The following is a 15,320-nucleotide window of genomic DNA, read 5'->3' as shown; positions in this document are numbered from 1 at the left end:
TCATGGCAATAAAATACATTAAAAATATCATTTTCTCCCAAGTAGAAGTTACTGGAATTTATCGTTACAAAGATGAGTTTCAAATTTATCCGCTTAATATTGAAAATGCTCCAATGTCAAAAAATTCAAAGCATTTTCCATTGATTATCGAATATCAATATGAAGAAGAAGAAGTTAAAGAAGTTAAAGCATTTGATGGAAAAGACGATGAAAGCCTAAATGAGATGATTTCAAAAACAAGCCATCAAACCAATAAATTAATCGAGCTTACAAATTTACTTTCAACTATATCAAATTTTAGATTTTTCTTTTATCGCAATGTAGTTATGTCTTGGGGAATTCAAATTCCAGAGGAAATTAACGAGGAAAATAGAGAAGAAATAAATAATTCATCTAGTAAATGGTCAGGGCAATTATATTATTATAAGAATATGAGCAATGACCTTCAAATAAGTACTTTTAGCAATCCCGAATTTGAAAAAATTAAGTTAATTCCTCGAATAGATTATTATTGGTATGAGCCAATGTATGGTGATAAAAAAAAAGTTGATTTTCCTGAGAATATTGACAGAGTGTTAGAAAAGTATTTTTCACTTACTAATGAAGAAAAGAAAATTTTCAATTCTTCGCTTCATCAATTTACAAATGGATTAGACCTTTTCAAAACAATGAAAAGTCTATCTTTCTTTTCTTTTGTTTCATGTATAGAAACACTTGTAAATTATGAGTTTAGAAATGACAAAATAGAATTTGAATGTAACGATTGTAAGTCAGTCAAAATATCAAGCCATTCTTGTAATAAGTGCGGAAAACCAATATGGGGTATTTCTGCAAAATTTAGAGAATTTTTGTTTAAATATGTTGCGAGTAGTATAGATGCGAAAAAACTTTATAATAAAATTTATTCTATAAGATCTCAAATTACTCATACTGGATTCTTGTTATCAGGCGATAATTTTTTAGATTGGGATTTCACGGACAAAACAGAAGCACTAAATATAAAACATGCTGAAGCAATGCAACTTTGCAGAAGAAGTGTTAGTAATTGGTTAATTCATAAAGAATAAATGCCAGCTGGTAACAGCGGTTTCAAGAAATGGCGAGGCACGGGATTTATCAGAAAATGGAAAGGTTTTTAATTAAAAGTTTTAGTATATTTGTGAAGGCTTGGTCTTGGTTCATCGCCACTTCTTGAAGCTGCCAAACGTCAGGCTGTGAAAAAACCCTGTTTATTATCCAAAAAACCAAAAAAACGCTGGTTTTTGAATGTAATAGAAGCCATTTGCGAAAGGGTTATTTTTAAGCAGCATTATTTTGTTGCCAAATAATGTGGGCTGTAAAACGATGTTTTGAGGTGGGTTAGGGTAAAAAAAACTATTTTATTTCATAGTTTTTTATTATTTTTGAAAAAATATTAAACGGCAAGTTTTTTCACAGACTGACGTTATAGGGCATTTTAAATGACGACACTACCGCAAGACATAAAAGAAAGATTTTACAAGACAATCAAAGGCGAAATTTCACTTGACGACTTTGAACAGTGGTTGTATGCCGACAAAGAACTTGAAAAGTATTTGAACTCTAACGACTATCTTGACTTAATTTCTTTAAGTTTTAAGAAAAGTAGTGCAAAATATGACCTTTGGAACTTGCTAAAAAAGCATATTGACCATGGAGAATTTGAAACATACAAAATGCTTGAACTTCTAAATGAAGCGAAGCAAAAGACCGACCGACTTCCATATATTCTGATGGAGTTTTACGACCTGTATTGTAAAGGTTATAACTTTTTCCAAGACCTTGGAATTGGAATTGGACTTGCGGTTGAAGTGCCAAGGGTAAATAATACTACTGCTGACACTTACGACGAATTAACAAGCGAACAACAAAAAGAACTCTTGGACAGTTTTTCACCCGAACTTGAAGAGTGTATTAAACAAGTCATTTATTGGCTTGAAACAAAGAAAATTATTTTGACAGGTGAGCAAGACGAAATTGGTCATTACGAATACGAAGATTTACGAACCGAAGAAGAAAAGAAATCAAAACTTTGGGTAACAGTTTCGGAAGACAAAGGAACAGGATTTTCAGCAAGTAAAAACACACTTTGGGACAAGCAAACTGAGAAAAAATGGTGGGAATTTTGTAAATGAAAACATTAGGCGGACAAAGAAAAACGCCCTTTAACAGCTAGCCTTTCGTTGCGGCTGCAAGCCGAGCAATGAATTGTAATCAACGAATACCTCTAAAAAATATTGTTTAATAGTTAAACTCGTGTTGAACTAAACCGATTACATGCACACCCCTTATGGGTTTATCGAAAAGTTTTTTGTTAGAATTTTAAGTGGATTTGGTTCCTCTTTTTTATATCTATTTATTTACACCTACAAGGTTTTGGAAACCTTGCAGGTGGGATAACGTAACTTGCCACTGCCACACAAATTCCTTCGCACGTTTATCAGAAATTCCTTGAATATGTTGCATGGTTAAATGTACAAAAAATAATAATAAAAAACACTATTTTATTTTATTTTTTTATTATTTTTGAAAAATATTTAACGACAGTTTTTTCACAGACTGACGTTGGGCGAAATATTAACTGAAAAAATCGAAAATCAGAAAATGAAAAAAGTAACGCTTATTATTGCAATTATTTTAGGAATTAACAATTCTTATTCACAAGTTACAGATTTAGAAATTGTAACAAAACAGAATGACACTTTAAAAAATGTTGAATTGAAAATGAATTTTTTCTCAAGAGTCGAATTAAACTATAAACTGCAAGAAAAATTGGTTATAAGTGATAAAGATGGAAATAAAAAAGAATTACTTCCATCAGAAGTAAATTCATTTAGTTTTAAATATGAAGACAAAAATTATAATTATGAAAGTTTGGATAATAAATTTTTCGCTCAACCGATATATAAAAACAAACTGAAATTATATCGTTTCATAAAATCTGGTTACACATCAATAAATTTCTATATTATTGTACGACCTAACAGTGGCAAAATTTCATATATGGAAGCAATGGGATTAAGCAGACTCATATCTAAAAAAGTAATTAATCGAGAAATTACTGATTGTCCAATTACAATAAAAAAAGTTGAGGGTAAAGAATTGAAAATTAATGGCGAAGAAGGTGTTATAGAATTGATAAAAGATTATGAAACAAACTGTTATTCAAACTAAAGTCATAAAATTATTTTAAGACCTAAAAAGGCTTCTGCCAAACAGCTAGCCTTTCGTTGCGGCTGCAAGCCGGGCAATGAGTGGCTGAATACTACTATTTACTGCAGTTTGCGTTAGGGATAGTAGTGGAAATCCTTTTTTGAGGATTTAGCTGCCAAAAAAAAAATTATTTCACAAAATTTCATTTCTTTTGATGTTCAATGAAAGTTGTTTGAAACCGATAGCCCTCCCCTTGTGATAACGCCCAAAATATAGGAATGCTAATGGGTTTTCTATTTGGAATTGAGCACCCAATAGGTATCAAAAAAAAAGCTATCAGTATATTATAGACAGCTTTTTTTACATGTATTCAAAATTTTATTTTTTTAATTGCTCTTTAAATATTTTTTCAAATTTTTCTATTTTAGGTTGAATCACCATGCTACAATATGGCTGCATTTGATTGTTGTTATAATAATTTTGATGTTCTTTTTTGGCTTTATAAAATTGTTTAAAAGGCTCGAGGGTGGTAACAATTTCGTTGTCAAAAACATGGGCCGCATTCAATTTGTTAATCAATTCCATTGCGGTATTTTTTTCAGTATCATTTTTATAAAAAATAACCGATCGGTATTGAGTGCCCACATCGGCACCTTGGCGGTTTAGGGTCGTTGGGTCGTGTACCGTAAAAAAGACTTTAAAAATGTCGTTGAGGTTGGTCTCGGCAGGGTTAAAAGTAATTGCTACCACTTCAGCAGCGCCAGTAGTACCAGTACACACCGCTTCATAAGAAGGATTTTCGACATGCCCCCCAGCAAATCCCGATTCTACTTTTTCTACCCCTTTCAAGCGTTGATAAACAGCCTCTACACACCAATAACATCCACCACCCAAAACAATAGTTTGATGGTTTTGTGCTTCGTCTGGAACAAAATCCAACGAAATGGCATTCATGCAATACCGTTTGCCAGTTAGTTTTGGACCATCGTCAAAAAGATGCCCCAGATGGCTATCACACCTACCACATAAAGCTTCTATCCGTTGCATTCCGTAAGAATTATCGGGTTTAAAAATAATACTATTGGGGTTTTCTTGTTCAAAAAAACTAGGCCAGCCACACGAGCTCGTAAATTTTTGATCCGATTTGAATAATGGGTGCCCACAAGCAGCACAATAATAGGTACCTTTGGTTTCGGAGCTCCACATACTACCCGTAAAAGCCCTTTCAGTATCTGCTTTTCGAGCAACAGCATACAAATCGGGCGACAATATTTTTTGCCATTCTGCATCTGTGAGTTCAACTTTTTGGGTGTCGGTGTTTGAATAAATAGGGTTTTCGGGTTTTTGAATTTTGTTTTTCATAGATTGAGGATTAGAATAACTATTATTTTGTTTTTGACCACAGGCTTGTAAGCAAAAAAAACACGCTAAAACGATGTACTTGAAACCATTAAGATAGATTTTCATAATTTTTAAACCATTTTTAATAAAGCCAAAGATAACGAATTGTATGAGATAAAAATGTTAGCTATCTAACAAAATAAGCGTTTTAAGGAAAGTTTAACGCTTGTTGATATCAGAAAAAATAATGGTAACTCATATTTTTTTTGTACTTTTGAAACGTTTAAAATACATTATGAAGGAAGAACAAGTAATTTTGGTTTCAGAAAATGATGAACCAATTGGATTAATGAACAAGCTAGAGGCACACGAAAAAGGTGTTTTGCATAGGGCTTTTTCGGTTTTTATATTGAATAATCAAAAGGAGATCATGCTACAACAAAGGGCAGCACACAAATACCATTCGCCCTTGTTATGGACCAACACTTGTTGTAGTCATCAGCGAGAAAACGAAACCAACATTCAAGCAGGCAAAAGACGCTTGTTTGAAGAAATGGGTATTGAAACCGATTTGAAAGAGTTGTTTCATTTTATATACAAAGCACCTTTTGATAATGGCCTTACAGAACACGAACTAGACCATGTTTTGATTGGTACATACCAACAAACCCCCAACATAAACCCAGACGAAGTAGCTTCGTGGAAGTGGATGAGCATCCATGCTATCAAACACGATATGGCTTTGCATCCAGAGGATTACACTGTATGGTTTAAAATTATTTTTGACGAATTTGATCATTATTTAGAAGCCCATACCTTATGATTGTAACTGTATCGAGAAAGGCCCATTTTAATGCTGCCCACAGATTGTATCGCAAAGACTGGTCGATGCAACAAAATGATGCTGTATTTGGCAAATGCAATAATCCTCATTTTCACGGACACAATTACGAACTCATTGTGTCGGTAACGGGAGCTGTAAATCCAGAAACGGGTTTTGTAATTGATGTCAAAATATTGGCCGATTTAATTAAAATTCATATAGAAGAAGCTTTTGATCATCGGAACTTGAATTTGGATGTGCCCGAATTTGAACATTTAAATCCCACCGCAGAGCATATTGCCGTTGTGATTTGGAATAAATTACGCCCTTATATAGACCCAGCACATTTGTTGGAAATACAATTATATGAAACCAATCGCAATTTTGTAACTTATAAAGGATCATAAAATGGCATTAAAAAAAGGAGATAGCGTACCACATTTTTTGTCTCAAAACATAGACGGAAGCGTGTTTGACAGCCAAGAAATTATTGGAAAAAAGCCAGTAGTTATTTATTTTTATCCCAAAGATTACACCCCAGGATGCACGGCACAAGCTTGTGGACTTAGAGATCAATATGAAGATTTTAAATTGCTAGGTGCTGAAGTGATTGGTATCAGTTCGGATTCTATCGAATCGCATGCAAATTTCAAAAACAAATACCAATTGCCTTTTATTTTATTGTCTGACACCAAACAAGAACTCCGAAACTTGTTTGGTGTAGCCAACGATTTGTTTTTTATACCAGGCAGAACTACTTATATCGTAAACAAGCAAGGCCTCATCGTAGCGGTTATAGACCACATGATGGCTTCCAAACATGTGGAACAATCATTAGCCCTATTGCAAAACGAAGTTTAAATTTTTTTTGAATTTCTATATGTTAATTCAATATTACTTCCCATAAAGTTTTGTTATCTTTGCCACATGAATTTATACCCGATTACCTTTTATCCCATTTTCAAAGAACGAATTTGGGGAGGACAGCAATTAAAAACGATTTTAAACAAACCCATTTCTACCGATCAAGTTGGTGAAAGTTGGGAAATTTCGACTGTTGCAGAAAGTGTAAGTGTCATTTCTAATGGTTTTTTTCAAAATCAAAACCTCAACGAAGTAATTGCCCAATACCCTAATGAAATTTTAGGAACACAAGTAGTAGCACAATTTGGAGTTCGATTTCCATTGTTGTTTAAATTTTTAGATGCACAAAAAAAATTGTCTATCCAAGTACACCCAAACGATGATTTGGCACAAAAACGACACCATTGTTATGGAAAAACCGAAATGTGGTATGTAGTGCAAGCCGAGGAAAACGCACAAATAGTGGCTGGTTTTAAAGAAACCATAACCCCCGAATCCTTTTTAGAACAATTAAACAACCATCATTTAGAAGCCCTACTCAATACCCATCAAGTAAAGCAAGGCGATATTTATTTTTTAGAAGCTGGTACTGTACATGCAATTGGTGCAGGAATTTTGATAGCTGAAATTCAACAAACATCAGACATTACATACAGAATATACGATTTTGACAGATTAGAAGCTGACGGCACAAAAAGAGAGTTGCATACTGCCTTAGCCTTAGAAGCCATTAATTATAATAAAATAGACACTCAAAAATATTATTCAAAAACAGCAAACACACCTAATTTAGCTGTGCATTGCCCTTATTTTACAACAAATGTTATTGAATTAAATGGTCGATTGCAAATGCCACAAAAACCCACCACTTTTAGGGTGTATATGTGTGTGTCTGGCCATTTTTGGATACACAGTACCCATCAAAAAGACCACTACAAAATGGGCGATACCATACTTATACCTGCCCTTTTTGAAGATTTTATAATCGAAGGACAAGCAACCTTATTAGAAATTTATGTTTAATAGTTATAAATCAAAAGTTTATCCGTATTTTTGCACCGAAATTAACAAAAAACAAATATAAAAATGGCAAACGTAAAAAATTTAAAGAAAGACATCAATTACGTATTAGGAGATATTATTGAAGCAGTTTATTTATACGAAATCACTTCTACAGGAAAACCAACCGAAACTACCAATGCTTTGATTGACGAGGCTATTGCAGCATTTGATCAATTAATTACAAAAGTTAATGCAAAAAATGTTGAAAATAAGAAAGCCCATTTCAAACAAATCAATGTAGAATTGGAACAAGTTGCAAATCAAATCATTAGCAAAATCAACGATTTGTAATTGTTTTTTTTGAAAAAAAAGTGCAAAAATGTTTTGGAAAAATAAAAAACAGTCTTATATTTGCACTCGTAAAACAACAACGCCGGTGTAGCTCAGTTGGCTAGAGCAGCTGATTTGTAATCAGCAGGTCGTGGGTTCGAGTCCCTCTATCGGCTCTGTGTATAAAAACCATCATTTTTTAATGGTGGTTTTTTTTATTCATTCATAAAAAAAAGCCTTTGAAGTTGTTTCAAAGGCTTTTTTTATAACAACTATATTTAATACCAAATATACATATAAATAATCATCATACTTGGTATTATTTTACTCTTGCATTTCTATCGGCTACAATACCTTTTGTATCATAACCACCAAACGATTTCATATAATGCTTGATAGAAGTTCCGTACTGATCCTTGCATTTTCTGCTTCCATTTGATTTTAAAAACTGCTTTACAGAGCCGGCTCCACCAAGATGGGCTGCTGCTAAAATGCCAGATTCTGTAATTTTGACTCCGCTAATAATTTTTCCAGAATATTTTTGAATTTCAGATCTAAGTTCCCATTTATTTCGTTTGATGAGGGCATCAAAAGCCTTTTCTTGTAGTTTTGGCGAGTTCATAAATAGGGTGCTGTCATGAATACCTATTGTTTTCAATGTATGTATTCCAAATTGGTATTTGCCCATATAACCAAGGGTGTTGATTAAGTGGTATTGGCCTTGCGATTCTTTCAAGCCAATGGCTTCTTTGAAACCTATAAAAAATTTGCCTTTGTATGGCACTGTACTTGGCACATAACTTTTAGGTTCAGGAGAAGGGAACATGTAGTCAAAAACAACATCTTGGTTGTCCTGACAAAGGGCGTGTTCGTTCAAATTAAAAGGTTTAAAACTCAAACTAATAAAGCCAATAATTAATAGTAAACTACTATAAAATATCCATTTTTTTAACATAAATTTGATTTCTTCAAAACCTGTCACATGATGAAATTTCTACGGCACAAAGATACTCAAAAAAAATACAAATCTGAATTTCAAATAGTTAAAGTTTTCTAAAACCCAAATTTGCCTTTTCAAAAGTTTTGAAACCCTTTTATTTTGCTGACTTTTGCCTCAAAATAGAAGGGTTTCAAATATGTTAAATAAATGTTAAAACAAATGTTTTTGCTCATTTATTAATAAGAAAAAATCTATATTTTTTAACCTGAAAAAGAGTTCCAAGACTATCTATTGATGCCTTTACTGGATACCCAATCGGTATATTTTTTTCTATTAACATCGTGTTCGGCAAGTGTTGTTGCAAACTCATGATAGCCAAAACGACTAACACTGGCACAAAAAAACAAATAATCATTTTTTTCGGGGTTCAAAACGGCTTCTAGTGCAGTAATATCGGGCATGGCAATGGGACCCGGTGGCAAACCTAAGTTCAAATAGGTGTTGTAAGGCGATGCCATTTTCAAATCGTCATATAAAACCCTTTTGATGACTTGATCAAAATCGTTTGCATTTTTTTTCAATGCAAAAATGACGGTAGGATCTGCCTGCAATGGCATTTCAAGTTTTAGTCGATTCAAATAAACAGCTGCAATTCGAGGTCGTTCGTCTTTTTTAACAGATTCTTTATGCACAATAGAGGCCAAAATAGTGGCTTGTATAGGTGTTAATTGTTGTTGTTGTGCTTTTGCAATACGGTCTTTTGTCCAATACTTGTGGTATTCTTTAATCATTTTATCTCTAAATTTCTCGGCCGAAGTGTTCCAATACATTTCATAAGTATTTGGAATAAACATAACCAAAACATTGTCTGGCGTAAAGCCATTTTGTTGCAAAAACCCAGGGTCTTTGATGGTGTTGAGCAACGCAGTACTATCGGCTTCAATTTGATGACTTACCCTGCCCACTAAATCTTCTAATCTTTCTTGATTATTAAAGGCTAATTTGACCGCAACATTTTTGCGAAGCGCTGTAACAATAGCCCAGTTTCCCATATTGTTTTGAATTAAAAACCGTCCTGCTTTTACGTGTTCTGGATAGGAACGTTTTTGAGCAATGGCTTCAAACTGAGCCACATTTTTCAAATAAGGTGCTATAATTTGCTTGGCTTGTTGGTAGGTGGCATTGGTTGGTATTTTGATGTATATTTCTTTTTCAGAAAAATTGGTGTTTGATGCAAACAATTGGCTATACAAATAAATACTCAAAAGCAGCAAGGGTATGGCTATACAAAGCCCCCAAATGGTTAATTTCTTTTTGTTCAAAATAGTCGATTTTTAAAAGTTGATGAGTTGGTACAAATTTTCGTCTTTATATACACCATTAATCAAATTCCATTGTTTTTTGGTGCCTATTAATTGAAAGCCAAATTTATGAAAAAGTGTGATACTAGCAAGGTTTTCTGGATTAATGTTTGCAAATAGTTGTTTCAAATGCAGTTTTTTGAAAGTATAATTTATAAGTAATCCCAAAGCCTCTGTGCCGTAGCCCATTTGATGGTGGGTTTGTTCCTTGATTACAATTCCTATTCCTGCTCGTTGGTTTCGGGGGTCGTAGTCGAACAAATCTATCAATCCAATGGCCTTAAAATTGTTTTGTAAACAAATGGCTAATCTCAATTGTTTGGCTTCAAATAAATCTTGATGTGCATTTTGCAAGTATTGTTTGATTAAATATTTGCTGTATGGGGTGTTGGTATTGCTAACTTCCAAAATGTTTTCGTCGTTTTCAATTTCGTAAACAAATAATAAATCTTCGGGTTCTAATGCTCTCAAATAGATTCGTTGTCCTGATAGTGTGATCATGGCAACGCAATTTGGCCTTCAAAAACAAATTGTGCGGGACCTTTTAAAAAAATATTGGTAAACTCGTTGCCATTTCTATCAAAAGCGATTTGGAGTTTTCCTCCTTCTACATCTATATCAACCAGGTTGCTGCTGGTTTTTTGAAGTACATTCATAGCTAGTGCCACGGCCGTTGCTCCCGTGCCACAGGACAATGTTTCGTCTTCAACGCCCCTTTCATAAGTACGAATGGCAAAATGATTTTCAGAAATTTGAGCAACAAAATTGATGTTACTGCCTTCTTTTCCATACAAACTACTGTTACGAATGGTTGCCCCTACTTGTTTTACGTTGTAATTTTTCAATTGATCTACAAGGGTTACATGATGTGGCGAACCTGTATTTAAAAACACATAATCATCAGAAATTGTAATATCATCTACATCAATCATTTGCAAAGAAACCCCATGATTTTCGTCGATAGTAGCATGATGCACCCCATCGATGGCCATAAAGGTGGTTTTGTTTTGTATTACCCCGAGTTGTTTTGCAAAAGCAACCAAACACCTACCTCCATTACCACACATGGTACTTTCGTTGCCGTCGGCATTGTAATATACCATTTTAAAATCTACGCCAACTTCGTTTTCTAACAACAGTAAGCCATCAGCACCAATGCCAAATTTTCTATTACACAATTGGGCTATAAAATGGGTATTGTCTTTTGGAAATATTAAATTTCTGTTGTCTATCATCACAAAATCATTTCCAGTACCTTGATATTTAAAAAATTGTAGTAACATTTCAATTGTTTTTGATTGTTTGAAAGCACAAAGTTAAACTTTTTTTCAAAACTTTTGCTTTTTTATTGAATTGTATTTTATTTAACATAAAAAAAGAATTTCTTGCATTTTTTTATTCAAAATCTCGGTTTTATTAAAGTTAAGTTAAAGATTGTTAAACGAGCGTTAAAGCATTTTTTCAGACAAGTATTTATTTTTAATTTTGTTGAAAAAAATGAAGTTTACGTTGTTTTGATAAAATAAAAAAATACTAATCAGTTAAAATAACATATTCAGTAATAACAATTAAATAGTAATCATTATGAGAAAATTTTCGAGTTTATTTTTGGTGTCGTTATTAAGTGGGGCAACCACTTTAGGGGCTTATCAATTGATTTTCGAAACCAAAGCACCATCAAATTCCATTGTTACTTCGAGTTCAAATGGAATGCAGCATCAAGTGGGTTTTGGTGCAGAGGGTATTGATTTTACAACTGCCGCAGACAAAGCCGTTCATTCGGTAGTACACGTAAAAAATGTATCGAGAGTTACGTTGAGCAATCCAATAATGGAGTTTTTCTATGGTTCTAGGGGTGGCACGTTGCCTCAACAAGAGCAAGTTGGCACGGGATCTGGAGTTATTATTTCGGAGGATGGCTACATTGTTACCAACAACCATGTGATCAAAGATGCGGACGAAATTGAAATTACCCTTAATAACAAAAAAAATTATAAGGCAAAACTTATTGGTACCGATTCAAAAATGGACATTGCTTTGCTAAAAATCAATGCCGACGAAAAATTGCCCTATTCAACCTTTAGCGATTCGGATCAAGTAAAAGTTGGCGAGTGGGTACTGGCCGTGGGGAATCCATACAATTTGACATCAACGGTTACCGCAGGAATTATTTCGGCAAAAGCTCGAAATTTAGACACCAATGGCATACAATCCTTTTTGCAAACAGATGCTGCAGTAAATCCGGGCAATAGCGGTGGTGCTTTAGTGAACACTCGGGGAGAGCTCATTGGCATCAATACCATGATATCGTCTCAAACGGGTTCCTATATTGGCTATTCGTTTGCGGTGCCCTCAAACATTGCACGAAAAATTATAGAAGACATTATGGAGTTTGGTAATGTTCAAAGAGGTATTTTGGGGGTAGAGGGCAACGAGCTTTCAGGAAATGCCTCTAAAGAATTAGGAATCAAGGCCTCGCAAGGTTTTTATATCAAAAAAGTAACTCAAAATTCGGGTGCCGAAAAAGCGGGTTTAACCAAAGGCGACGTGATTATCAAGCTTGACAGTCAAAACATCAATTCGTTTGCAGAACTTTCTGGCTACATTAGTACCAAACGACCAAACGATACCGTGCAAGTTACCGTAATTAGAAACGAAAAAACCATTACCCTACCTGTTGTTTTAACAAAAAATGATGCCCTAATTACAGAATTTAAAGGCATTGAATTAGAAAATATTGATTCGATAGATAAAAAGAAATTTCGAATAAATTATGGGGTAAAAATTAAAAACATCAACAACGACCGTTTGAATGATTATACCAACGACTTAAAAGGCGGTATCATTTTAAGTATCGACAATGTAAAGGCAACAGATATTGAAACAGTTTCGAGAATTATTTCTAACAAAAACGACAATCAAAGTGCTCAAATAGAACTCCTTACAAACACAGGGCAAGTAGTTCGAGTTATCATTTAATACATTGTTAAATGAATAAAAAAGCCTCTTATTGCTATACAATAAAGAGGCTTTTTTTATTTTGGGCAAACAAGCTGCAACCTTTTTCAAATTTTACACCTAATTTATACCTAATATACATATAAAATAGTCCAATCCACTTGTTCTTTTTTGCTAAAATGAGTCAAAAAAATAGTTCCGTAGCCCAGCTATGCAACGGTTTTTTTGAAAATTTTTTCTAAAAAATAACTACGCATCTTTGGACTATTTTATAAATATATTTGGTGTTATTGAGACTATTTCAAAATATAATGTGTATTTTTGTAACGTGTTTGGAAGATACATGTTACTTTTTTTTAATTAATAAAAATAAAAAATGTCGTTTTTTTGGGTCAAAACCAATCGATGGATCAAGCGCTTGTTGCGAGGCTGGATTTGGGACATTCCAAACCAATATAATCACATTTTTTTAACCTTTGACGATGGTCCAACGCCAGAAATTACCCCTTGGGTTTTAGATCAATTGGCAACATACAACGCAAAGGCTACCTTTTTTTGTGTAGGTAAAAATGCCGATTTATATCCAGAAATAGTAAGCAGAATCATTGCAGAAGGCCATCAAATAGGCAACCACACCCACAACCATTTGAACGGATTTAAGTGCAAAACAACAATGTATTGTAACGATGTTGAACAATGCGAGCAAACATTGCCTCAAAAAACCAAGCTTTTTAGACCTCCTTATGGCAAAATAAATCCTTTTCAAGCCCATTGGATTCAAAAAAAAGGGTACAAAATAATTATGTGGGATGTATTGAGTGTGGATTATGATGCAAGTACCCCTCCCGAAAAATGTTTGCAAAATGTAGTTCAAAATACGGAATCGGGTAGTATTATTGTATTTCATGACAGTCAAAAAGCCTTCCAAAACTTGTCTGTCATCCTTCCAAAAGTGCTAGAACAATTATCGTTACAAGGATTTGTATTTAAAGAAATCTTATACACTTGACTTCAAAATTTTGTTGTTTTGGCATCAAATGTTAAATATTATTAGACCCAAAAAAAACCAACCAACAAAAGTGTCAAACCTTTGTTATGGTTGGTTTTATTTTATTATAAAAAAAATTAAACCGCTCTAATGATAAAATAATTTTTTTTGCCGCTTTGAAGCAAAATAAAACGATGATTTATCAAATGATGTTGAGTTAATACAAAGTCTTCTTTTACTTTCACTTTATTAACCGCAATAGCGTTTGCAGTTAAAGCTCTACGGGCTTCGCCATTAGATTTAAAAAATCCTGTTTTTTCATTCAACACCGCAACAATTTGAATGCCCGCTTGCAATTCATTTAAGTCAATTTCGGCCTGAGGTACCCCTTCAAACACTTCTAAAAACGTTGCTTCGTCTAACGCATTCAAGTCATCGTAGGAAGCGTTTCCGAATAAAATAGCCGAGGCGTTTATGGCTTTGTTTAAAGCGTCTTGTCCGTGAACAAAAATGGTAATTTCTTCGGCTAATTTTTTTTGTAAAACACGTAAATGAGGTGCTTCATGATGACTTGCAATGAGATTTTGAATGGTATTTTCGTCCAAAAAAGTAAAAATTTTGATGTATTTTTCTGCATCAATATCGGTAGTATTGAGCCAAAATTGGTAAAATTTATACACCGAAGTTTTATCGGCGGTAAGCCATACGTTGCCACCTTCAGATTTGCCAAATTTCGAACCATCGGCTTTGGTAATCAAGGGGCAAGTCATGGCAAAAGCCTTGGCACCTTCGGGGTTCATTCTTCGGACTAACTCGGTACCTGTTGTAATATTCCCCCATTGGTCCGACCCTCCCATTTGGAGCAAACATTGATGGGTTTTGTGCAAATGATAAAAATCATACCCTTGAATTAATTGATAGGTAAATTCTGTAAAAGACATTCCTTCGCCTTCTCCAGCCAAACGTTTTTTTACGGAGTCTTTTGCCATCATGTAATTTACTGTAATTCTTTTGCCAACATCCCGAGCAAAATTGATAAACGACAAATCTTTCATCCAATCGTAATTGTTTACCAAAAGTGGTGCATTTGCAGAGTGAGAATCGAAATTTAAAAACCGAGACAATACATTTTTTATCCCTTGTACATTATGTTGTAAAGTAGCTTCGTCGAGCAAATTTCGTTCGGCAGATTTTCCAGACGGATCGCCAATCATGCCTGTGGCTCCACCAACAAGTGCGATGGGTTTGTGTCCAAATTTTTCTAAATGTACCAATAATATGATAGGAACTAAACTGCCAATATGTAAAGAATCAGAAGTTGGATCAAAGCCAATGTAGGTTGCTGTCATTTCTTTACAAAGTTGTTCTTCGGTTCCTGGCATAATATCATGAACCAAGCCTCGCCATTGTAATTCTGCAATTAAATTTTTCATTTATAAGATATGTTGATTACGGTATTGCTTTATTTTATTTGTAAATAAAAATAAAGATGGCAAATATAAGATAATTGTCGTAAAATTGAAAATCGAAAATATCAAAAAG

16 protein-coding genes and 1 tRNA gene are annotated in these 15,320 nt (G+C 33.8%); 11 read left to right on the top strand and 6 right to left on the bottom strand.

The features are described 5' to 3' along the window. Nucleotides 1–2: 2 nt before the first annotated feature. The 3 genes from FBFL15_RS02100 (at nt 3) to FBFL15_RS02090 (ending at nt 3,192) form a co-directional block, all read left to right on the top strand. Nucleotides 3–1,067, top strand: a complete 1,065-nt coding sequence (locus FBFL15_RS02100) for a hypothetical protein (protein ID WP_014083023.1) — start codon at nt 3–5, stop codon at nt 1,065–1,067. 393 nt (nt 1,068–1,460) lie between these two features. After that, nucleotides 1,461–2,153 carry a hypothetical protein gene (locus tag FBFL15_RS02095; RefSeq protein ID WP_014083022.1) on the top strand — a complete coding sequence of 231 codons (693 nt, stop codon included), beginning with the start codon at nt 1,461–1,463 and terminating at the stop codon, nt 2,151–2,153. A gap of 469 nt (nt 2,154–2,622) precedes the next feature. Next, the gene (locus tag FBFL15_RS02090) at nt 2,623–3,192 is read left to right on the top strand and encodes a hypothetical protein (RefSeq protein WP_014083021.1); all 570 of its coding nucleotides are present in this window, start codon (nt 2,623–2,625) and stop codon (nt 3,190–3,192) included. A 357-nt stretch (nt 3,193–3,549) separates the two neighbouring features. On the opposite strand, the gene FBFL15_RS15655 is transcribed toward FBFL15_RS02090, so the two are convergent. Continuing rightward, nucleotides 3,550–4,533 (bottom strand): bifunctional methionine sulfoxide reductase B/A protein, encoded by a 984-nt coding sequence (locus FBFL15_RS15655; protein WP_231847483.1) that lies wholly within the window; start codon nt 4,531–4,533, stop codon nt 3,550–3,552. A gap of 274 nt (nt 4,534–4,807) precedes the next feature. Between FBFL15_RS15655 and idi the strand changes: the two genes are divergently transcribed. The 6 genes from idi (at nt 4,808) to FBFL15_RS02055 (ending at nt 7,707) form a co-directional block, all read left to right on the top strand. Then, entirely contained in the window at nt 4,808–5,335 is a 528-nt protein-coding gene (gene idi, locus FBFL15_RS02080) for an isopentenyl-diphosphate Delta-isomerase (protein ID WP_014083019.1), read from the top strand. Next, complete coding sequence (locus FBFL15_RS02075; RefSeq protein WP_014083018.1) at nt 5,332–5,742, top strand: 6-pyruvoyl trahydropterin synthase family protein; 411 nt, start codon at nt 5,332–5,334, stop codon at nt 5,740–5,742. The genes idi and FBFL15_RS02075 overlap by 4 nt, the downstream gene beginning before the upstream one ends. A 1-nt stretch (nt 5,743) precedes the next feature. Then, a complete protein-coding gene (locus tag FBFL15_RS02070) occupies nt 5,744–6,196 on the top strand; it encodes a peroxiredoxin (protein ID WP_014083017.1) in 453 nt (150 codons plus the stop codon). Between the two features lie 66 nt (nt 6,197–6,262). Continuing rightward, nucleotides 6,263–7,222 carry a type I phosphomannose isomerase catalytic subunit gene (locus FBFL15_RS02065; RefSeq protein WP_014083016.1) on the top strand — a complete coding sequence of 320 codons (960 nt, stop codon included), beginning with the start codon at nt 6,263–6,265 and terminating at the stop codon, nt 7,220–7,222. A gap of 63 nt (nt 7,223–7,285) precedes the next feature. Next, nucleotides 7,286–7,552, top strand: coding sequence for a hypothetical protein (locus tag FBFL15_RS02060; protein ID WP_014083015.1), 267 nt, complete (start codon nt 7,286–7,288; stop codon nt 7,550–7,552). An 81-nt stretch (nt 7,553–7,633) separates the two neighbouring features. Beyond that, nucleotides 7,634–7,707: transfer RNA gene (locus tag FBFL15_RS02055), tRNA-Thr, on the top strand. Between the two features lie 143 nt (nt 7,708–7,850). On the opposite strand, the gene FBFL15_RS02050 is transcribed toward FBFL15_RS02055, so the two are convergent. From FBFL15_RS02050 to dapF, 4 genes are all read right to left on the bottom strand, one after another. Continuing rightward, nucleotides 7,851–8,486, bottom strand: coding sequence for a hypothetical protein (locus FBFL15_RS02050; RefSeq protein WP_014083014.1), 636 nt, complete (start codon nt 8,484–8,486; stop codon nt 7,851–7,853). A 269-nt stretch (nt 8,487–8,755) separates the two neighbouring features. After that, entirely contained in the window at nt 8,756–9,793 is a 1,038-nt protein-coding gene (mltG, locus tag FBFL15_RS02045) for an endolytic transglycosylase MltG (protein WP_014083013.1), read from the bottom strand. A 12-nt stretch (nt 9,794–9,805) separates the two neighbouring features. After that, nucleotides 9,806–10,333: a GNAT family N-acetyltransferase gene (locus FBFL15_RS02040; RefSeq protein WP_014083012.1), complete on the bottom strand. Its 528-nt coding sequence runs from the start codon at nt 10,331–10,333 to the stop codon at nt 9,806–9,808. Beyond that, complete coding sequence (dapF, locus tag FBFL15_RS02035) at nt 10,330–11,115, bottom strand: diaminopimelate epimerase (protein WP_014083011.1); 786 nt, start codon at nt 11,113–11,115, stop codon at nt 10,330–10,332. The genes FBFL15_RS02040 and dapF overlap by 4 nt, the downstream gene beginning before the upstream one ends. Before the next feature lie 301 nt (nt 11,116–11,416). On the opposite strand from dapF, the gene FBFL15_RS02030 reads away from it, so the two are divergent. Next, nucleotides 11,417–12,811 (top strand): trypsin-like peptidase domain-containing protein, encoded by a 1,395-nt coding sequence (locus FBFL15_RS02030; protein WP_014083010.1) that lies wholly within the window; start codon nt 11,417–11,419, stop codon nt 12,809–12,811. Nucleotides 12,812–13,166: 355 nt separating this feature from the next. After that, nucleotides 13,167–13,799, top strand: a complete 633-nt coding sequence (locus FBFL15_RS02025) for a polysaccharide deacetylase family protein (RefSeq protein ID WP_014083009.1) — start codon at nt 13,167–13,169, stop codon at nt 13,797–13,799. A 116-nt stretch (nt 13,800–13,915) separates the two neighbouring features. On the opposite strand, the gene tyrS is transcribed toward FBFL15_RS02025, so the two are convergent. Further along, nucleotides 13,916–15,211, bottom strand: coding sequence for a tyrosine--tRNA ligase (tyrS, locus tag FBFL15_RS02020; protein ID WP_014083008.1), 1,296 nt, complete (start codon nt 15,209–15,211; stop codon nt 13,916–13,918). Nucleotides 15,212–15,320: the final 109 nt, after the last annotated feature.

The sequence above is a fragment of the Flavobacterium branchiophilum FL-15 genome (genome assembly GCF_000253275.1).
In the GTDB taxonomy this organism is placed as follows: Bacteria; Bacteroidota; Bacteroidia; order Flavobacteriales; family Flavobacteriaceae; genus Flavobacterium; species Flavobacterium branchiophilum.
The sequence above is the reverse complement of the archived record's forward strand: the minus strand, read 5'-3'. Positions and strand labels throughout refer to the sequence as shown.